The organism is Fibrobacter sp. UWOV1 (assembly GCF_900142495.1).
Classification (GTDB): domain Bacteria; phylum Fibrobacterota; class Fibrobacteria; order Fibrobacterales; family Fibrobacteraceae; genus Fibrobacter.
In genome coordinates, this window is record NZ_FRBA01000011.1 from 40,262 (window position 1) to 60,704 (window position 20,443).

Genomic DNA, 20,443 nt, shown 5'->3' on the forward strand with positions numbered 1-20,443 from the left:
TCACCCTTCCAGCCGTTTTTTCCGTTCTTCCCAGTCGGGCATGAATGTCGCCAGCTGCTGGTAGAACTTTTTGGAATGGTTCGGGTATAGGAAATGCGTAAATTCGTGCGTGACTACGTATTCGATGCACGACACGGGCATAGCGATTAAGGCCGTATTGAATGTCATGAATCCTTTTTTCGGGGAACAGGAACCCCAGCGAGAAACCATTTCGCGGAGCTGGATTTCCGGGAATGCGATGCCATATTTTTTTACTTGTGGGTAAACTTTTTTGCAAATAGCCGTTATTTCATCTTTGCATTTTTTGCGGAGCCATGTTTCGAGCACGCGCTTTTTCAAATCGGCGTCTTGCACGTCTTTAACATATAAGGTCACATAACTTTCGTCTGATTCTACTTTACTGCGCAATGCATTCTTTATTTTGAGACGCAAGTTGCGGCCCAAGAACTTGACCGTTTCGCCATTGACAAATTTGTTCTCTGAAACAGTCTCACGGTTTTTGTCCTTGAACTTTTTGAGTGCGCGCAATATGTACGCCGATTTTTCCACAACGAATGCATCAACCATCTTTGCTGCCACATCTTTGGGTGCCGACACATAAACACATTGGTCGGCACGGATACGCAGATTAATATTCTTGACAGGCTTTCGCTCAAGCGTATAACTTATCGCGTTGCCATCGGCCTCAACGGTACGGAGCATCAGAATCTCCTCATGGCGACATTCAGTACGCTTTCCGTGATTTTGTCGATGTCGTCAAAATCCACAGCAACTCCCTTGTCGTTTTCCAGTTCATAGAACAAGTCGTCAATATCTTGCCTAATGCGGTTGTGGATATCGATATTCGTCTTCCAGTCAACGGTATCATGAGTCCGCACTATCTGCGTTATCTTCTGCGAAACAGTCGCGATAGTTTCGAAATCCATATTGTATTTTTCAGAAAGTACGGGCATGGTAACACCGTAAAATGCCTGCGCATCCAAATCACCCGCAATCTTTTCCGGGAACTTCTGTTTGGTGTCGCCCCTACGGAAATCTCCTAACACCTCAAACATCTTCTTGAGGTATTCCTTTTCTGAAAGAATCCTATTCTTGAATTCTTCCAAGACGGCGTTGATTCTCTTGGAGAAGCTATCGTAAAAGGCAGGGTCTTCATCGCGGTTCAGCTTTATGCGTTTTGTGAGGTGCGATACGATAGCATCGGCCTTAGATCTGTCCGACGGCAGTTTTTCAACAACCTTGTCGAAATCGCCGATATTCATGATATCGATGGGCTCGTAAATCTGCTGTACATCCTTCACGGACATATAAGTATCCAGCAGGTTTCGCATTTGCGGTTCGTATTCCGAATTATCGAGCGCATCGGCATAGCGGATTTTCACGCTGCGGCGAATCTTCGAGAAAAATACGAAGGTATCGCGGAACATTTCGATTTCTTTGCGTTCGAACGCGGCAAAAGCCTTCACGGAGTTCATCACCATTGTAAAAGCGCGGCCAAAAAGGCAGAGTGCATCGTAAAATTTGGCACGAACTTCTGTATCTGCCAAAAAGATTTCAATCTCTTCCGTATCCTCCTTGTTCTTGACCGGTGCGAAAACATCCCATAGTTGCGAATACGTCTCGCGGAGGCGTGCCACGCAAGCCATGACATCGACGACAACGCCCTTGATGTCCGCCGAATCGTAATTTTCAAGTCCAGCACCGCTATACACTTCCATGGCGGCGTCCAACTTGCTAATTAGGCCTCGATAATCTACAATCAGGCCGAAATCCTTGCCTTCGTATAGTCGGTTCGTACGAGCTATCGCCTGTAGCAGCCCATGATCCTTAAGTTCCTTGTCTATGTAAAGGACCTGCGTTCTCGGAGCGTCATAACCCGTAAGCAACTTGCTGCAGACAATCAAGATGTCAATTTCGCCATCGTAGAACTGGCTTTTCAGCGTATCCTCGTAGTCATCGGCATCGTCATATTGCTTCATCATCTTGTTCCAGAAGCTTACAACAAGGTCATCGGAACTTTCGTCAATATCATCGTGGCCTTCGCGCATATCCGGGGCCGAAATGACTACCTCAGTCCTGATGTCGCAAAGGGTATCGAAAATTTGCTTGTAGCGCACGGCATCGCGTTTGAAATTACAAGCCAGCATCGCCTTGAATCCTGATTCCTTGAAGCCGTCCATAAAATGCTGATAAATATCTATTGCAACACGCCGAATACGCGAATCGCTAGACGTAAGTTTTTGAATGCTGCTCCACTTCGCTTTCAGTTCTGCAATTTGCGACTTGCTCAGCTTTTTCGTCACCATCTTAAACCACAAATCGATATTTTCTTCATCGACTTTCTGGTCCACAAAGCGGCCTTCATAAATCAGCGGTACAATCGCCTTGTCTTCTACACCATCCTTAATCGTGTATTTATGAATCAGCTTGCCGAACTTTTGCAAGGTGTTCTTTTCGTTCTTCAGAAGCGGCGTGCCGGTAAAGCCGATGTAGCAGGCGTTCGGGAACACCGTTCGCATCTTGGTCGCAAGCGAACCGTAGTTCGAACGATGGCTTTCATCAACAAGGACGAAAATATCCCTGGAATTGTTCTTGACACCCTGATTATCTACCGTATTGAACTTGTTGATAATCGATGTAATGACATCGGCCTTGCCCTCGTTAATCAGGTCGCAAAGGTTTTTGCCGCTTGTAGCGCGGGCCGGCGTCAGGCGTGTGTGCGTAAACGTCTTTGCAATCTGCTTGTCAAGTTCCTTACGGTCGGTCACGACAATCACTTTGGGGCTTACCGAACACAGTTCTTCAAGAATATACTTGGAAACCATCACCATGGTAAGCGACTTGCCCGAGCCTTGCGTATGCCAAATGACGCCACTCTGACGGTTGCCTGCCGGGTCATTTTCGGCAATGGTCTTCATAATCGCCTCTACCGCAAAGAACTGCTGATAACGGCAAATCTTTTTGATGTTGGCATCGTAAACGACAAAATACTTCGCGAACTTACGCAAGCGTTCTTTTTCGAACAGCGAAATCAGCGTCTTGTCCTGTTCCGTCGGGACACGCCCCGCCACAATCTGATCGACAAGCTTCGTTTGCCATTCTGTATCCTGTTCACGCCATATATTCCAGAATTTTTTCCCAGTGCCCACAGTCGCATACTTGACCGCATTCTTGTTTGTTGCGACAACCATCTGCACGTATTTGAACAGCTGCGGAATATACTCCGCTTTTTGGTTGCGGATATTCTGCTCGACACCCTTTTCTTCAGAAATATCGGGAGCCTTGCACTCGATAACGGCAAAAGGAATTCCGTTCACGAACACAACAATATCGGGGCGGGCATTTTTCTGTTTGTCCCAGCTGTCGCAAGAGAATTCCTCGGTCACATGGAAAACGTTGTTTTCGAAATTGTCCCAATCGATATAATTCAGGTTGAAACTTTTCGTTGTCCCGTCCACCAATTTTTCCTGATAACTCTTGCCGAGCATCAATGCATCGTAAATGCGTTCGCTCGTTTTTACCAGACCTTCGGTTAACGGGACATCGAGTTCTGCGACAGCCCTTTCGATATTCTCGGCGGAGAACTTGTAAGCAATACCATTGTATTCAAACTGGTTTATTTTCTGGAGCTGCTTGCGGAGGATATCCTTGAGCAATACATTGTATTGCGTGCCACGCTCCTGGGCAGCATCTTCGGGCGAAATGTAGGTATAGCCCAGCTTCGCCAGCACTTCGATTGCGGGGTACTTGCTTGCATTATCTTCAAGCATCAAGTCTGATTGATTTGTAAAACTCATAAATCATGCTCCTTTTAACCTAATGTGCCATTTAATATGCCATTTAATGTGCCAAAATAATCTGCCATTTTATCCGCCAAATAATCCGCCACTTAATCCGCCATCTTATATTGCGAACGAACTATTAGTATTTCATTAGTAGTTGCCATATAATTACCTCAAGTCCGTTAGAATGGCTGAAATCCATTTTTTGGGTTCATCCATTTTTTCAAACGCGAAGCACGCCTTACCCAAATCCTTGAGCGACGCTCCGATATGATAAAGTTCCTTATTGTCGATAATCATGAACCGGTCATGCATCTTTTTTGTGCGCGCAACGTCTAAAGTTGGATACTGTTCATTGAATTTGTCAATATCAATTTGCCGTAGTTCTGCTCTCGGGTCAGTATAAATTTTCACCGAAACATTCTTTTGCTTTGCCTTGAACCTTTCCAAAACAGATAAATCTACATAACCATCGATAAGGACGATTTCTTTTTTCGCTGTTTTAATGAGGTCTTGGAAAAAGGCATAAGCATCAAAAATTTGCCCTTTGAAGAACACTCCTTCTTTCGCTTTCTTGGGAGATGAATCTAATGCAGTGAATATCTTCGAGAAATTTTCGTCGATTATCTTGAATTTTGAATCAACCTTATTTTCTACGGCAGTCAATCGATTGGCAAGAGCAAGATTATTACGCAAATAATGACGCATTTGCACAAAAGCGTTCATAATTTCGATGCTGACCTTAATCGCTTTTTCGCTACGCAAAACAGCCGAAAGCATAGCAACACCTTGCTCTGTGAATGCGTAAGGAGCGTAACGCAAACCTTGTCGGTCAGATTTGGAGGTCACAAATTGTGACCTCCAATTTTCAAATTCGTCTTTATCTAATTCAAAACAAAAGGAGTCTGGAAATCTTTCAATGTTTCGTTTAACAGCTTGCTTTAAAGCTTTTGTATCAATTTCATACAATTCCGCTATATCGCGATCTATCATTACCTGGACATCACGGAGTACCACAATTTTATTGGCGATTTTTGAATCAACCAGATTGGAGGTCGCAAATTGCGACTTCCAATTTTCTGATGATTTTAAATCCTTCGCTACACTCATACCGCATTCCCTTCAAGGTCACAATTTGTGACCTTGAACATTATTCGTTCACTCTCACAAGACCGGTGAGCAAGAGTTGCATCAGAGACTTTTTCTTGAGCTTTTCTTGTTCCAAGTCCTTTTGCAAAAGGGAAATTTCTTCATCTGCCGCAGAAAGGACATCGGCAATCGCCTTTTGCTCGGGGAGAGTGGGTATAGCGATGTTGGTTTCAGAAATTACTGATTTAGAAATAGAAGATACTTTTATGCCTGTTATTAAAGGAATTAGTTGATTATGATATGCCGGAGAATTCATATAATAACCAAGCCATTTAGAGGCAAATAATTTATTTGCAGGTCTGCAAGCAATGGTATGTAAACCCGCAACTATTAGATTATTTTTTTTGTGAATTATTTCTACCATCTTACCACATGTTTCATCTTCTGCAGTATCGGCAATTATAATATCGCCATCTTCTAAATAAGCAATGTTTAAATAATTCTGCTTTTCTTTTTTCAAAAATGGGATGACATCCTTATCACAATCAAGAATAGTTCCATATTTAACAAGAATATCTCCGTAATGGACGTTTTTTACTTGTCCCTGGGAGTCATCCATATCTGCTCGAGAAAATGTATTATTTCTCAAAAATGTCAAAACATCTTCAAATTTTTTCTTTTCCCATTTTTTCTTATCAATGGTTACACCGTTCAATTTGAAGGGTTTCTTGAAATCGTCGCCCAGCAAAATGCTCATCAAATATTTCTTTTGACTCTGCTTTTCGGCAATCAGATTTTCCTTCAACTCAATCACCTTATCCTGCGTCGCCAAAATCTCCGCAATCTTCTTCTGCTCACCAATCGGTGGCAGCGGCAATGGCATTGCAAACAAATCGTCATTTGTAATATTCATACGATCATGACGTGCACCATAATTCGCGACACCGCACATATACCGGTGCCAAAAAGGACTTTTAAGATACAATTCAATATAATCTACATTTTGGACATTCTCTTTTAAACGAAAAACCGTGTACAGAGGCGAAGCAATTCCAATTTCGCCTATATGGGAACGGTTTATCGGTCCACAAGGGGCACTTTCTGATATTCGCGGATTATAAATAAAATCGCCATCTTTGACGAGGTAATATCCATCTGTATTTTCATTATTTGATATTTGCTTATCAAAATAGTCTTCCTGCTTGATAACACCTTTTGTAGCAGAATTTGTAAGCGTAAGGTGAACAGCATTATTCTTATTCTTTTCAATAACGTGATTAGCAATATCTTTAAGGCTTGTCATATTCCATTCTTTCGGCACAACTCCTATGGGAGTCTTCTTATACCCAGCTGGAACACGCCCCGCCCGCACAGCCTTAATTCTCTTTTCAATCTCTGGAGTCATTCTCAAACCTCAGGTCTAATAAAAATCTTAACAAAACCTTGATGATTTTTTTCAAGATCGTTCTTAATTGCGGAAGAATTGCCAAGATATCCATCAGGATCATAAATAAAGCAGTAAAGTTGCTTGCAATCAGGATGAACCTTGTATTTTTCAATATCAATAATCAATTCTTCGCCAAGTTCTTTCTTCGACATGCTAGAACGAGTTTTCTTAACTTCAATCACCGTCTGCAAATCTTTTAGCAAGAAATCCATTCGTTCGCATCCACCTGCGTACGAAGGCGTCCATTCTTCCGCTCTGACATCATCAAAATGCAATACAAGCAAAGCGTGCAATAAATCTTGGACATCGTATTCATCTTTAATCGTAAGAGTTTCACGATTGTCGTGACGAGAACGCAACTGTCTAACTACACGAGTAAATTTATTGAAGATGTTTTCAAGATCTGACACACCGCCTTTCGCTTTATTATTATTTTCTATTTCTATATAATCCTGTTCATATGCTTTTATAAGGCCTTTTAATTGCTGAACAGCAGCTTCAACATACACTTTCCTTGCAGCGGTATTTTCAGAAACTTTTTCAATTTGATTGGCAAACTCGTTTTGGTGCAACCCGTTTTGCTTTAAAATGGTTAATACTGCAGATCGCCACTCCATGAAAGAAGAGAAACTGCAAAACATTGCAGACTTGAACGAACTGATAGGACGACTTTCAGCAGATTCTACAATGTTATCGCCCTCATTAGCCAATCGCTCCAACGCGCTTACTAATTGTTTCTTTTCCATAAGCCGCTCCGTCATTTTGAATTTAGCATTTTTGCCGTAGCATCAGCAATTTCTTGATATGATTCTTTTCTCAACTTATAAACAAAATCAGGAATCAAAAAGCTTTCTTTTCGATGTGTAAATATTTCATTTTGCAAATCAGATAGTTTTTTGTGAAATCCAATTTTACCAGAACAAACGGCTTTTTCTGTTTCCTCATATTGAGCAAATAGTTTATCTAATCTACGCAAATCTCTAGTTATTTTTTCAATACTATCCCAAGCACATTCTATAAATGCGAGAATACAAGAAATCAAAGCACACATTTTTTCAAAAGGTGCAGATGATTTTATTCCATAAATGATGATAAATAACGAAATTAACGTGAGTAAAATGATGACTATTTTTCTATAAAATATTCGGAGTTTTTCATCCCATGATAAATTTTCTCTCTGCGAATAGAGAACTTGTTTTTCTGCAGGCATCGACCTATAATCAGAATACCAGTTTGCAACATCATTCAAATTTTCATGGCAAACACCAGCTTGAATTTCAGCAATCTTGGAATCTGTAAATAGTGATTCTCCATTTATTATTTTTTTACCAATAGCGGTATTGTAACAAGAACTATCAAAATATTGTTGAATCTTGGCTGCAAATTCTTGTTTTTTGTCAAAAATACGCATTATTCGTTCTCGAAGAAAAATGATTCCGACATTAAGAACGGTCAAAACGCTATCCACTTTAGAGTTATCTGTAATAGCCACCCATATCGTTAAAGTCGAGACAACAATTACAGATGCAAAAAGAAACCAGAATCTTCCTCTTTTTACTTTAGAATACTCCTTTCGTTGAGCACAAAGAAGCATTTGCATTTCAGGTTCATTTTGTTTTTCAAAAACACTAGCCATAAGTCGGAAAGTCCTCTCCAAAAATTTCGCCCCAAAGATTTATTGATTTTTTCCAGTCCTTTTCATCAAGTTCAGCCTTGATTGCTAAACACGCTTTTTTATAATCTTTATAAGCTTTAAAAGAAATAATTTCTTTTTCTTCATCACTAAGCTCGTTAACATCATCTTGTATTCCCTTCATGTCAACAGCTTGGTAATAAACGGCATATCTCAAATAATTCAACAGATCCCTAAATTCTAAATCTATATATTCACTAAGCATCAATCGATCATTACAATAATTCACAACCATAGTTTCAAACATATATGACGCTGGGGTTCTGACATTTTTCACTTCGAACCATTTTTTGCACAATCTAACCAAAGGTAATACCTTTCCATTATGCTTTTTATTAACTTTCTTCACAAAATCACGATCCTTCGTTGGATCAGTCTTTTTCCAACCACCATATCCATTAGGAATAAGAAAAAAATCTTCAACTGTATAAAAACATGGAACAACATCAAACGACCAATTATATGTCAATTTAAGTTTTATTGCTTCTCCATTTCGAACAGGATGATCTGAAGTAGAATATGTCTGTCCTAAACGGTCTTTGAACTTATTTAAAACTAGCCTACTATTAAGCAAACCAGTCTTTTCGTCCATGCATTCTCGATGCTGTTTAACACGATAATTTCCATAAACTCTTACATTCTGCCAATTGTCATTCGAATTATAAGTTGCTCCATCCGCGGATATTCCAAACATCATATCAATATCATCCAGAATTCCCATTTTCGTTTTTCTTGCAAAAGACCCGAATTCCTCATTAAAATCTTTGCAAAGATGAAAGAAATCATCACTATCATAACTAGATATTATATCTACCAAGTGATTCTTACTATCCTTTGCATCAGACACATCTTGAGGATCTAAATTTACAGAATCTCTCATAAATTCATCAAACGCATCGTTAACCATTTTTGCCATAAAAACTCCTTACCATTTTCGTGACTCCGCGAAAATGGTCTACTTCACTATCCTCTTTGTTCCATTTTCAATCAAAATCGGCTTTTGTAAATCAAGCGATAGAATAGTTCCTAGTTGACTTTCTGCTGTTTCACGTAATTTTACAAGTCGTTCTGATTGCGGCACCCCTTCCTTTATCAAAATGGCATTGTAACTTTCAAGGTTCGCCAAAACCAAAAGATGCGGGATATCGGCATAGTCCCTAATATTCCCTTTTTTATCCGGATTTTCATCCCGCCATTCCTTGGCGGTTTCTCCAAAAAGAGCCACGTTCAACAAATCAGCTTCATCGGCATAAACAAAACTCTTCTGCATCGAGGTCAACTGCGGCAAAATGAGTTTTCCCTTAATCGCATCAGTATGAATCCTGTAATTCAGCTTGGAAATTTCCCTATTCAGGTTCCAATTTAGGGACAGGCGGCTGTTTTCGTCCGATTTTAGGCGCCGATAATCCTTGACAATATACAGTTTGAATTCAGGAGATATCCACGAAGCAAATTCCATGGCAATATCGCTATGCGCAAAAATACCGCCACCGTATCTGCCAGACTTCGAGACAATGCCCACCGCTCCCATCTCATCGGTCCACTTCTTTATAGAGAAAGTAAAAGCGTTACTACCGGCATCTTTTTTAAACGTATCGAATTCGCTACGTTTAAAATCCGTGTTATGAAGGGCTTCCCACAACCCCAAAAAATCCACCACATCCCTATTTCTAAGCCAACTATGAATCGTAATTCTTGGGTCAGAACTTCTAAAACGAGCAATATCCGTCAGGGAGATATACTCATTTTCGAAATCTGCGGTATAGATACCAATATCAATCCCTAAGGCATGAATCGTCTCTTTTTTCGCTTGAATCATCTTTTTTACCATACCACGCTCCTATTTCTGCCTTATTATGATATCTCAACATCATTTTCGTGGCTTCACGAAAATGATAATTGTTGTATTTACAGTCCGAGTTCCTTCATATATTTAGCCATCTGCTTCTGGACCTTCGAGAGTTCATCTTCGATGTTCTTGATGTTCGTCTTGACATCGTCAATATCCACCAACGCTTCTTCTTCGAAAGTGTCGACATAGCGCGGGATATTCAGGTTGTAGTCGTTTTCCTTGATTTCGTCGAGAGTCGCTACATAACTGTACTTTTCCTCGCCTCCGTAACTCGGGTCGGCAAGATAAGTCTTGTAGGTGTCGACGATTTTCGCCACGTCCTGTTCGCGCAAGATGTTCTGATTCTTGCCCTTTTCGTAATGCTCGTCGCCACTTGCATCCACAAAGAGGACGTGATTATTGGCTCCGCGGTTCTTGCGGAAAATGAGAATACAGGCGGGGATGCCGGCACCATAGAACAAATTCGCCGGGAGCCCGATAACGGCATCCAAGAAGTTGAACTTCTCGATAATCGTCTGGCGAATCTTCCCCTCGCTTGCACCGCGGAACAGCACACCATGCGGAAGCACAATGCCCATACGGCCCGTAGCGTCGTCGAGGCTATGGAGGAAATGCATCACGAAAGCGTAATCGCCCTTGGATGTCGGCGGAACGCCCCAGTCAAAGCGGTGGAACGTGTCCAGGTCGGCAGACATCTTCGCTTTTTTGTCATTTTCAGCAACATCGCCCAAGAAGCCGCTATCCCATTTGTCCAGGGAGAAAGGCGGGTTCGCCACAATGCACTGGAATTTCATCAAGTGGTCGTTTTCGATATTGCCCGGATTCGAGAGCGTATCGCCCTGCCAAATCACGGCATCGTCAACGCCATGCAGGAACATGTTCATGCGACAGAGTGCCCATGTCTGCATGTTCTGTTCCTGACCGTAAATGCGGGCCTTGCGGTTCTTGATTTGTGCAAACGCCTTGAGCAGCAAGCCGCCGCTTCCGCAAGTACCGTCGTAAATACGGTCGTTTTCCTTGGGCTTCACCAAGCGCGCGACAAGTTCAGAAACCTTGTTCGGGGTGTAGAATTCGCCGCCCTTCTTGCCCGCATCAGATGCAAAGTTTGCAATCATGTATTCGTAGGCATCGCCGATGATGTCTGCGTTATCCAACTGCGACGGGCGAAGGTCAAGATCCTTGAAGTCTTCCAGCAAGTTTTTGAGGGTTGCGTTCTTTTCCTTGGGCTCACCAAAGTCAACCGTAGAGTTGAAGTCGATAGCACGGAACACGTCGTGCAACTTGGCGCTGTTGTTGTTTTCGATTGCCGCCAATGCCACGTTGATTTTTTGGCCAATCTGGTTGTCGTTCCTCTTTTCGTAGAGGTAATCGAACGTGGAAGATTCATCCATCACGAAACGCTCGCGGCTCATGGCGCGTTCCACACGCTGCTTGTCACCCTTGTACTGCTTTTCGTACTTCTCGCGAGTTTCCTTATACACGTCGCTCAGGTATTTCACGAAGAGCATCGAAAGGATGTAATCCTTGTAGCGGGAACTGTCGATTTTACCACGGAAGCTGTCACATGCATTCCAGAGGACTTTTTCGATGTTTTGTTTTGTCGTCATTGCTATTTTCCTTTACTTAAACTTTTGTACGCATTGGCCATTATCGCCATGTTCAGTTCCGCTTTCGCCTTCGCAAGTTCCGAAAGCAGGGCTTGTTCCCTTTCCGAAAGCTTCAGAATCTCGCCGATTAACCGCTGCTTTTCGAGCGGGATGATGTCGATTTTCAAATCGTTGAAGAAACTGGAATTGATTGTGCCGAACGCGATGGTTCCGCTTACATTCTGGTAGATTTGCTTCAAAGTGGATTGCTGGCGCAAAATCCACAGCACATAAGCAGGATCCACCTTCGACTTATCAACGCGGATAATCGCAAAATGGGAGGGCACCACAAAGCCGGCGGATTCGTCATTGACCAAAGCGGACGTGTATGGGGCGCTAAGACGAACTAGGATATCGTCCTGCTGGGTCAAAAACTCCGGTTTCAGTTCATCGTTGGCGGCGTAGGGATCGGCAAGGCCCACGTCCAGAACGCCAGGTTCCTTGATACAACGGAGGCTGAGCAGGCGATATTCCCGAAAATTGCCGTTTTCGGGCCCTTTTGCCTGTTTTCGGGCCGTAACCAGCCCTGTTCTTATGTTCGAAACATCCTTAAAAAACATTTTGTAACGGTCAAATTGTGATTTTACAATGGTAATATAAGTTAATTCGGCCGAGAATGCAATAGTTTTTGAAAGATTTTTTTTGTTATGGAGGATTTGTGATTTATTTTGGGGTGGTTGTAGCGAAAGTCTAACGCTTTCCCCTGCCAATTTATAAAATCACTCCAAAAACATTGCCATGTAGTACGGCAGTGTAACCATCTTGCCTGCAACACCGATGTTGTTTTCGGAAAGCTTGTAGCAAACCTTGGCTGCGTAGTTATCGTTATTCAAAACGGTCTTTGCCGACTTGGAACGTCCCGTTGTCGCCTTGACTTCAATAATGGCGAGTTCGCCGCCGATATTTTCTACAAAGTCAATTTCTAGCCCAGATTCTTTGCGGAAATAGAATAGTTTGCGACCTTGTTTAGAGAAACAATCTGCGATGATGTTCTCGTAGATGGCGCCTTTATAGAATCCCAGATCACCGCTTAGAATCTTGGCCGCGGTGCCGCGTTCCAGCATGGCGACGAACAGGCCGGAATCCTGCACATAAATCTTAAACGTATTCTCGATCTTGTAGCCTTCAAGGGGTTCTGCGATGTTGGTCAGGTTGTGGCAAATGTTGATTATGCCGCAGTCGTAGAGCCATTGGATTGCGGTTTGGTAATTTTCGGAACGACCCTTCTTTTCTAGTTGCGAATAAACGAATTTGTTGTTTTCCTTCGCGAGTTGGGCGGGAATTGAATCAAAGACGCGATTGATACGGCCAAGAAGCGTGCGGTCGATTTCCTCGTTTTCGTTCTCGTCAAGGTGCTTGCCAAAGTCGTCCTTGTATTCTTCAAGAATGTCTTGCTGTTCCTGCCAAACGACGTTCATGTCGTTCGTCTCGACAAATCGAGAAACAACATAAGGGAGCCCGCCTACACAAAGGTATTCCTTGAAGTAGCGGAGCATGGCGTTATGCGTCGCCTCGCTCACGGGTTCCTTTTTCTCGTAGCAATCCTTTAGGTATGCGATGACGTTTTCGCCGATACCCTTCGCCCACAGAAATTCCTCGAAATCCATGGATTTCATATAAATTATTCTTTCAAAACCGGTTGGGACGCCTTTTCCCTTTTTTCGGTTGTACCCCTTAATACCAAGCAGGGAACCGGTACAGATGACATCGTAGCGACCGTCTTCCATAAAAGGCTTGATGCTTGCGCGGGCGTTTGCACATTCCTGAATTTCATCGAAGATGATGACGGTCTTGTTCTCGACAAAATGCACATTAGGAAAAAGCGCGGAAAGGTCTATGGTAATCCGACTCACGTTCAGGTCTCCCTCGAAGACCTTCTTCGCATTTTCATTTTCCTTAAAGTTGATATAGACGACGTTCTCGTAGTTGCTGCGGGCGAATTCCAGGACGCTGGATGTCTTGCCGATTTGGCGCATTCCCTTGACAACCAGGGCCTTCTTTTTGCCCCCCGAGATCTTCCAATTTTCAAATTCTTTAAGGATTTTTCTCTTGAACATATCCCAAAACTACACTTTTCCAACCGAATTGTCAATAATGAAACGCACTTTTTCAACCGAATTAGTGTGTTATAAGCGCACTTTTTCGTACGAAAAAGTGTGCTATTCATATATAAGCCGGATTTCGTTGCGTGTTTTTGGGGCAAAAAATGCCGATTTTACGCCATTTTCTCCAATTTCAGTCAAATCTTCGGTTCCATCAAGAAATAATACCGAACGTCCTCTTTCTAGGAATTATTTTTGCATATTTTATCAATTTTCATTCCTAACATAAAAAATACGGCTTAAACGGACTATTCCCCCCCAATTTTCACCTCAAGTTGGGGAGTTTTTTTATTCAAGTTAACCTCTTGACAATGCGTATCCGATTAGATACATTGTTGTGTATGCACAAGCGCTTAGACATTGCCGAATACCTCGACAACGAGGAAATCGTCGCCGAATACTTGAACACAGTCAGCGAATCTGATGACCCCGCGCTGTTTCTCCGCGCCATTGGGCATATCGCCAGAAGCAAGGGAATGTTGCAGATTGCCGAAAAGACCGGACTCGGTCGTGAAAGCCTTTACAAGGCTTTAGACGAAAAACACGCCAAACAAGCGGAACTTTGCGTTGCTAGGCAAAGAGCGCGGTATAAGGTGTAGGTATAGAAAATCAATAGATTTTTCTAACGGACTTCCAATTTATTGAAAGTTTCGTAGTGGTCTGCGGTATAGTAGATAACGCAGTCGGATTGGTAAATCAGGCGTTTCGTTCCGCGATTCTTGGCGGAGTAATCGACATCCGCTTCGTGGTAACTTCCGCTAGGCAACAGACCTTCGCGATTATCAAAGACATCGCCACCAATCATCACGCCAAGCGTTGTCCACGGATTAAAATTCCATTTTTCGAAAGTGTTCCCTGTTTTAGATTCGTACAAGGACTGCCCCTCATTTTTACCGACATAGTTGCTCGGTAACTTATCAAACTTGCAAAGGTAAGCGGCCACGGAATCCTTGGTCGTGTACAAACCGGATTCTTCCACCGCTTCGTATATTGACTTTGTTGCAACGCTGGATGAAGATTGTTCTACACTTGACAAAGATTTTTCATCGGATTCATCGCTAGAAACCGTCGGCGTAGAGCACGCGACAATGAATGCGGAGAAAAGAAAAACAACGGAATACATCAAAGTTTTCATGCTTCAAAATATAACAACAATTCAATCTATTTTTTCAATCAGTCCTTTACGCAGCGTATAGGAGCAACTGAGTTGATGACAACAGGTCCCCTCAAAGAAGGAGTCTCCGTCGTTATACAACCAAATTTCAGCTTAGAATTATCAATGCCACAAAGGGCGTCTTTAGCGGCGTAATATGTCTGAAAGCCCTTATTATGAACTCCCCCCAGCCCCAACGTCACATCATAACCACCTTCTGCGAGATCACTAAATCCATAGATGTCAAAACTAGGGTCATCTTCAGCATATCGCCAATTTTCAAAAGCGAATATAAAAAAACAAAAAAAATCCCCATCACCCTTGACAGCTTTTTTTTTAAATTCTATAATATGGTCACTCCTTTGGAGTCTCATATTATTTCAGGCTAATATCCGATTTTTTCTACGGTTAAGCCCATTATTAGGTGCCCCATGTTTCTTCAGGGCCAATACTATTAAGGCCGAGTCACAGCATCCGTGACAGAGTCAAGTTTAGAATTTCTCCTAGTATCTATTTATCAGAATAAGCTGAACATTCACTCATTGCACCTTTACAGCGAAGGGTCAGTCAATGAACAACCTGGAGAATTTCACCATGGAAAAGATCCTCGTGGAAATCGGCAAGGCTGCAGCCGTAGCGGCAGTCTCAACTGCCGTATCAAAATTCTTGAAGTGGCTCGAAGAGTAAACGCTCTTTTATGCACCTCATTCTAAACAGCTCTGCACATCTTGTGCAGAGTAGTTTATCCTAACGTCGCTGGATTAAATAAAACCGCCCCAAGTTCTTCGCCAGCGGAAGACGACGGGAACAACAATAAAGGATTTTAATTATGGCTAAATATAAGCCTTATCCTCAAAGTCAGTATGATGCCGATGCCGAATACTGGATGAAAATTCAAGGTGATTCAGGAGCCAGACTCCGTTTCATAAATAAGAAACTAAACAAATCTAAAGGCGACTTCCGGTGGACACCATTCGCAATGTCTCTTTGCGGACTCCAAGTCCGCAAGGAAAATGACGCGAAGTTAGATTTGGAAACTCTGCTACTGACGATTCAGTTTTACCAGCAGCTAAAGCCTCTGATGCAACGGTTCGAGAGGAAACTCGACGAGCTTGAAAAAGAACATGCCGAATGGCGTCAGCAAGGAGTAATCTGATGTACTACAGAAAATTTTCACCTGAATTATTAGGCACACTTTTAACCGATCCGTCTAATTTGAGAAGAATTCTCAGAACGATTGCTTCAAGCCCTCTGTTTTTAGGAGAACTCGATGATCAGTATTAAGGTATTCTTCAAGAACCTGATCGTGCTATTTGGTAGATCTCTTGCAAAGGAAGCCCAACAGCCTTGCAGCAAGTCCTACCAGCCCCAAAAACATCATAACGAAAAGACCAAGACTACCACAGGTCAATTCGTAGAAAAAAAACGTCCAACAATAAGCATAATGAGTGCCGACGAGTTTGCTCGAAGACTGAGGAACACTCAGAAGTCAGCCAATTTAGAAGTTCCTGGAAGGACAGCTCATCGCCCAAATCCAACCAGAATAAAGAATTTAAACAATCCCTCCTGGGATTAACTAGATAAGTTACTATTAGAATAGCAAGTCCCTTCGAGCGCTCGGAGGGGCGTTTTTTTCGGTTGTTGTCTATGGACTGATGAATACGGGGTTTTAGGAGGACCTCCCACTAGCCACATCTTATATCATATTCTACATTTGTGCGCACCGCCAGATGTCGTATTTCTGGGGAACCGGGCGAGAACCGCCCACAAAAAGGATTATTTATGTCTCAAATCGAACTCACCTTCCCCGATGGCTCCGTACGTTCCGTAGCATCGGGCACCACCGGCCTCGAAATTGCGAAGGGCATTTCCGAAGGTCTTGCACGCAAGGCGCTTGGCGTCAAACTCGGCGATAAGGTCCTCGACCTCACGCGCCCGCTCACCGAGAGCGGCACCATCAAGATTATCACGCCGAGCAACGACGACCCGGATGCTCTGATGCTCCTGCGTCACAGCTGCAGCCACGTGCTTGCCGAAGCCATCTGCGACCTGTTCCCGGGCACGAAGCTCGCCTACGGTCCGGCTATCGAAAAGGGTTTCTACTACGATTTGATGACACCGACCCCGATCCAGCAGTCGGATTTCGAGCGCATCGAAAAGCGCATGAAGGAAATCATCAAGGAAGACCGTCCGTTTACCCGTTGCGAAGTCAGCGCCGCCGATGGCCTGAAGCGCACCGAGGGCGACAAGTACAAGACGGATAACGCGCAGCGCGCTCTCGCCCGCGAGGGTAGCGACGGTACGCTCAGCTTCTACGTGACTGGCGAACCGGGCAAGAACTTTGAAGACCTCTGCGCCGGCCCCCACGTGCCTTCTACAGGCAAGCTCAAGAATTTCAAGGTGCTCTCGATGTCCGGTGCTTACTGGCATGGCGACCAGAACAGTGACCAACTGACCCGCGTGTACGGTACCTGCTTTGCCGACAAGGAAGGTCTTGAAACTTATTTGAAGTTCCTGGAAGAGGCCGAAAAGCGCGACCACCGCAAGATCGGTAAGGAAATGGACCTCTACCACATCGAAGACCATTCTCCGGGCATGGTGTTCTGGCACCCGAAGGGCACCAAGATGGTGAACGCCCTGAAGGACTACATCCGCGGGAAGATTGACCGTCGTGGCTACCTGGAAGTCATCACGCCGGAAATCGTGAACAAGACTTTGTGGATCAAGTCCGGCCACGCCGACAAGTACAACGAGAACATGTTCAAGACTCTGGCTGGCGACGTGGAAATGGCCGTGAAGCCGATGAACTGCCCCTGCCACATCCAGATTTTCAACACGGGTCTGCGCAGCTGGCGCGACCTGCCGATGCGTCTTGCCGAATTCGGTAAGTGCCACCGTTACGAACCTGCCGGTACCATGCACGGCCTGATGCGCGTGCGCGGCTTTGTGCAGGACGACGCCCACATTTTCTGTACCGAAGACCAGATTGCAAGCGAAGTGGCCGACTTCTGCGCCCTCGTCAAGGAAATCTACCACGACTTCGGTTTCGACGATATCGTGGTGAAGTTCTCCACCCGCCCGGAAAAGCGCGTGGGTTCCGACGAAATTTGGGACAAGGCTGAAGCCGCCCTCGCCGAAGCGACGAAGCTCGCTGGCCTCGACTACATTTTGAACCCGGGTGAAGGTGCCTTCTATGGTCCGAAGCTCGAATTCACGCTGAAGGACAGCCTCGGTCGTGACTGGCAGTGCGGTACGATCCAGGTCGACTTCAACCTCCCGCAGCGTCTCGGTGCCGAATATGTCGGCAAGGACAACCAGAAGCACATTCCGGTGATGTTGCACCGTGCCGCCGTGGGTTCCATCGAACGCTTCCTCGGCATTTTGATCGAAGAATTCATGGGCGATTTCCCGCTGTGGCTCGCTCCGGTGCAGGCCCGCGTGCTCCCGATTTCCGAGAAGTTCGTTGACTACGCGAAGAAGGTCGAGAAGGAACTTGTGAACGCCGGCGTCCGCGTGGAAGTCGATGAATCCAACGAAAAGCTCGGCTACAAGATCCGCCAGTGCGAACTCCAGAAGGTGCCGTACCTCCTGATCGTCGGCGAGAAGGAAGTTGCAGACGGAGTCGTGTCTGTCCGCCGCCGCAAGGAAGGGGACAAGGGCAGCATGAAGGTTGCCGACTTCCTCAAGATGACCGAAGACGACAGAAAAGTCGTTCGCTAGTCAATAACCGAAAAACATTCGCAAACGTAGGTTCCTTCGAGCCTGCGTTTTTTTATTCCGTCGTATACTCGTCAAGCATCTGCGCGATTTCTTCGCGGGAATTGAACATGATGACATCGAGAATCGATAAACCCGGAACAAAAGCGGTCCCGAATTGCTTGTACTGCCGACAATGCGAATGGATAAACTTCAGTTCGATTCCATGAGCGGCAAACTCGTCCTTTTTGTATAGTGCCTGCCCGCCAATCGGGTTCACGTAAGTCGTCCCGCCGAGCCTATCGCAAAAATCAAAAACCCGGTGTTCGCGTTTGAACCGGCAATTGCCTTCAATCTGCGACGTGTACATCATTTTAGTCTTGATTCCAAGATATTCTCGAACAATTTCAATGGAATTCACCAGAAACGCTGTCAGGTTCGTCTCTTCGCACGAAAAGATCCTTTCCATCAACTCGTAACCCCTTTCAAAGAAGGGTGCCGAACGGTAGCAATGATAAAGTTCCTTCATCTTTCTGGCAAAATCATCTCGCAGCAATTCCGTTTGATTAATCAGACGGTGGCAACTGATATCGTTAATTTCAAGTCCAAAGTAGGCCGGCTTGCCCTGCCGCAAGATTCTGTTACGCTGCACCCACCCGCGTGTGATAAACGCGTAATCATCGCCAATCAGGAATAAGTCGCACGCCTTCATCAACTGCCAATAGGCAATGTAGGGTATAAAGTAGGGCTGGTTCCCGGCAATGATCACAGCAAGTCTCCATGTTCATAAAGACTTTCGCAATCAGTAGCGACCACGCAAGCTTTTCGGTCGTCAACTTTATTGGTCACAGGGCAACTGGAGGTACGGAACAAACCGGAATCGTAGAACTTGTCGTCAACACAGAGCATCATGCCGCAAACATAATCATCAAAGGGTGTCCCTTCCCACACCGTATGGAATGTTCGCTGCCGCAAAAACGGCTGCATGATCATGTCCTTGACGGCACCAGAATCAAAAAGATTCTTCCATTCCGCTTCAGAGGTCAGCGGGCCCGCAAAGACCTTTTCGCTTTTTCCAAGGCAGTAGTGCTTAAGAATATAGCCGTCTTTGTGCGCATAAGCATCGGCAAGCGCTGAGGCCGCGCTCGATTCCGCGCAGACAAAAGTCTCGATGGCATGGTCACGAATGAATGCGGCTTCTTCCTTTGTCAAGAAGTGATCCGTAAAATCGTCTTCGAACCACATCCTCATAAAGCGCTTGTCATGAGCCAAAAAGATTGTCCGGAAATCGTTATACATTCCGGAATCGATCATCGCCTTGACGGTATCCATGGAATAACTGAGGATATCGTTCTGGTTCAAAGCGCTGATGACAAAATTGCCCTTCCAGTTGTCGATATTCGGCTCAACTTCATTCGCCTCGTAAACAGTAACGCTCTTGCCCATACGTTCGTAAAAAGCTTTGTAGAGCGCAATTTCAGAGGTTTTGTCAGAACTTTTCAGGACAAAGACTTTTTGCTTGTCGCCGACAATTTCGAGCATATAGCGAATCATTTCTTCAAAACGACTTTCGCGATGCGTCCCCGGAAACTTGGCAATAAACTTGTCCGCCGCCGATTCCGAATAGTACGACATGAAAATCCCATGCGCGAAAAAGCGCGAGGTAATTTCGCACAGTTTCAGTTTGCCGTCTTCGGTAATTAGATAATCGGGCCGGTACGCGCCCGCCTTGAACGGATAACGGCTCTGGTAGGCAAGAATCTCCATTTCCTTTGACGAAAGCGGCATGTACTTGTCGACGAATTCGGCGTAATGGTACGCCATGTATTCAACGCATTTGTACAAAATGCGGTGCATTCCACGAATCTCGGCAGTTCGTTCAGGCGTAATGATGATGGGCCGCTCATGGTACCAGCGGTGATAATAGTCTTCCCTGCCGCAATAGAGTTCCTGGCAAACTTGAGAGCATGTCTTGTCCATAGC

At 44.4% G+C, this 20,443-nt stretch carries 18 protein-coding genes; 4 read left to right on the top strand and 14 right to left on the bottom strand.

The features are described from left to right. The 11 genes from BUC02_RS13170 to BUC02_RS13220 form a co-directional block, all read right to left on the bottom strand. Positions 1–702, bottom strand: a complete 702-nt coding sequence (locus BUC02_RS13170) for a M48 family metallopeptidase (protein ID WP_073323251.1) — start codon at positions 700–702, stop codon at positions 1–3. Continuing rightward, on the bottom strand, positions 702–3,797 hold the full coding sequence (locus BUC02_RS13175) for a type I restriction endonuclease subunit R (protein ID WP_083564600.1): 3,096 nt from the start codon (positions 3,795–3,797) through the stop codon (positions 702–704). Before BUC02_RS13175 ends, BUC02_RS13170 begins: the two co-directional genes overlap by 1 nt. Before the next feature lie 153 nt (positions 3,798–3,950). Beyond that, entirely contained in the window at positions 3,951–4,892 is a 942-nt protein-coding gene (locus BUC02_RS13180) for an ORF6N domain-containing protein (RefSeq protein ID WP_073323255.1), read from the bottom strand. A gap of 40 nt (positions 4,893–4,932) precedes the next feature. Next, positions 4,933–6,276 (bottom strand): restriction endonuclease subunit S, encoded by a 1,344-nt coding sequence (locus BUC02_RS13185; protein WP_073323257.1) that lies wholly within the window; start codon positions 6,274–6,276, stop codon positions 4,933–4,935. Positions 6,277–6,278: 2 nt separating this feature from the next. After that, positions 6,279–7,064: a PD-(D/E)XK nuclease domain-containing protein gene (locus BUC02_RS13190; protein ID WP_217653088.1), complete on the bottom strand. Its 786-nt coding sequence runs from the start codon at positions 7,062–7,064 to the stop codon at positions 6,279–6,281. Positions 7,065–7,075: 11 nt separating this feature from the next. Beyond that, positions 7,076–7,954 (bottom strand): S-4TM family putative pore-forming effector, encoded by an 879-nt coding sequence (locus BUC02_RS13195; RefSeq protein WP_073323259.1) that lies wholly within the window; start codon positions 7,952–7,954, stop codon positions 7,076–7,078. After that, positions 7,947–8,927: an SMODS domain-containing nucleotidyltransferase gene (locus tag BUC02_RS13200; RefSeq protein WP_073323261.1), complete on the bottom strand. Its 981-nt coding sequence runs from the start codon at positions 8,925–8,927 to the stop codon at positions 7,947–7,949. Before BUC02_RS13200 ends, BUC02_RS13195 begins: the two co-directional genes overlap by 8 nt. 39 nt (positions 8,928–8,966) lie before the next feature. After that, entirely contained in the window at positions 8,967–9,842 is an 876-nt protein-coding gene (locus BUC02_RS13205) for a KilA-N domain-containing protein (protein ID WP_254794227.1), read from the bottom strand. Between the two features lie 77 nt (positions 9,843–9,919). Next, positions 9,920–11,470 carry a type I restriction-modification system subunit M gene (locus BUC02_RS13210; protein WP_073323263.1) on the bottom strand — a complete coding sequence of 517 codons (1,551 nt, stop codon included), beginning with the start codon at positions 11,468–11,470 and terminating at the stop codon, positions 9,920–9,922. A gap of 2 nt (positions 11,471–11,472) precedes the next feature. Further along, complete coding sequence (locus BUC02_RS13215; protein WP_073323265.1) at positions 11,473–12,069, bottom strand: restriction endonuclease subunit S; 597 nt, start codon at positions 12,067–12,069, stop codon at positions 11,473–11,475. Between the two features lie 159 nt (positions 12,070–12,228). Continuing rightward, positions 12,229–13,566, bottom strand: coding sequence for an ATP-binding protein (locus BUC02_RS13220; protein ID WP_073323267.1), 1,338 nt, complete (start codon positions 13,564–13,566; stop codon positions 12,229–12,231). Between the two features lie 386 nt (positions 13,567–13,952). Here BUC02_RS13220 and BUC02_RS13225 point away from each other — a divergent pair, with 386 nt between their 5' ends. Next, positions 13,953–14,210, top strand: a complete 258-nt coding sequence (locus BUC02_RS13225) for an addiction module antidote protein (RefSeq protein WP_073323269.1) — start codon at positions 13,953–13,955, stop codon at positions 14,208–14,210. Between the two features lie 23 nt (positions 14,211–14,233). Here BUC02_RS13225 and BUC02_RS13230 read toward each other — a convergent pair whose 3' ends face one another. Next, positions 14,234–14,746, bottom strand: a complete 513-nt coding sequence (locus tag BUC02_RS13230; protein WP_073323271.1) for a ribonuclease domain-containing protein — start codon at positions 14,744–14,746, stop codon at positions 14,234–14,236. Between the two features lie 847 nt (positions 14,747–15,593). Between BUC02_RS13230 and BUC02_RS13240 the strand changes: the two genes are divergently transcribed. From BUC02_RS13240 to thrS, 3 genes are all read left to right on the top strand, one after another. Next, positions 15,594–15,920: a hypothetical protein gene (locus BUC02_RS13240; RefSeq protein ID WP_073323275.1), complete on the top strand. Its 327-nt coding sequence runs from the start codon at positions 15,594–15,596 to the stop codon at positions 15,918–15,920. A gap of 114 nt (positions 15,921–16,034) precedes the next feature. Further along, positions 16,035–16,340 (top strand): hypothetical protein, encoded by a 306-nt coding sequence (locus BUC02_RS13245; RefSeq protein WP_073323277.1) that lies wholly within the window; start codon positions 16,035–16,037, stop codon positions 16,338–16,340. Between the two features lie 206 nt (positions 16,341–16,546). Then, a complete protein-coding gene (gene thrS, locus BUC02_RS13250) occupies positions 16,547–18,484 on the top strand; it encodes a threonine--tRNA ligase (protein ID WP_073323279.1) in 1,938 nt (645 codons plus the stop codon). A 52-nt stretch (positions 18,485–18,536) separates the two neighbouring features. Here thrS and BUC02_RS13255 read toward each other — a convergent pair whose 3' ends face one another. Continuing rightward, positions 18,537–19,229 (bottom strand): WbqC family protein, encoded by a 693-nt coding sequence (locus BUC02_RS13255; RefSeq protein ID WP_073323281.1) that lies wholly within the window; start codon positions 19,227–19,229, stop codon positions 18,537–18,539. After that, on the bottom strand, positions 19,226–20,440 hold the full coding sequence (locus BUC02_RS13260) for a hypothetical protein (RefSeq protein WP_139261166.1): 1,215 nt from the start codon (positions 20,438–20,440) through the stop codon (positions 19,226–19,228). Before BUC02_RS13260 ends, BUC02_RS13255 begins: the two co-directional genes overlap by 4 nt. Positions 20,441–20,443 lie beyond the last annotated feature (3 nt).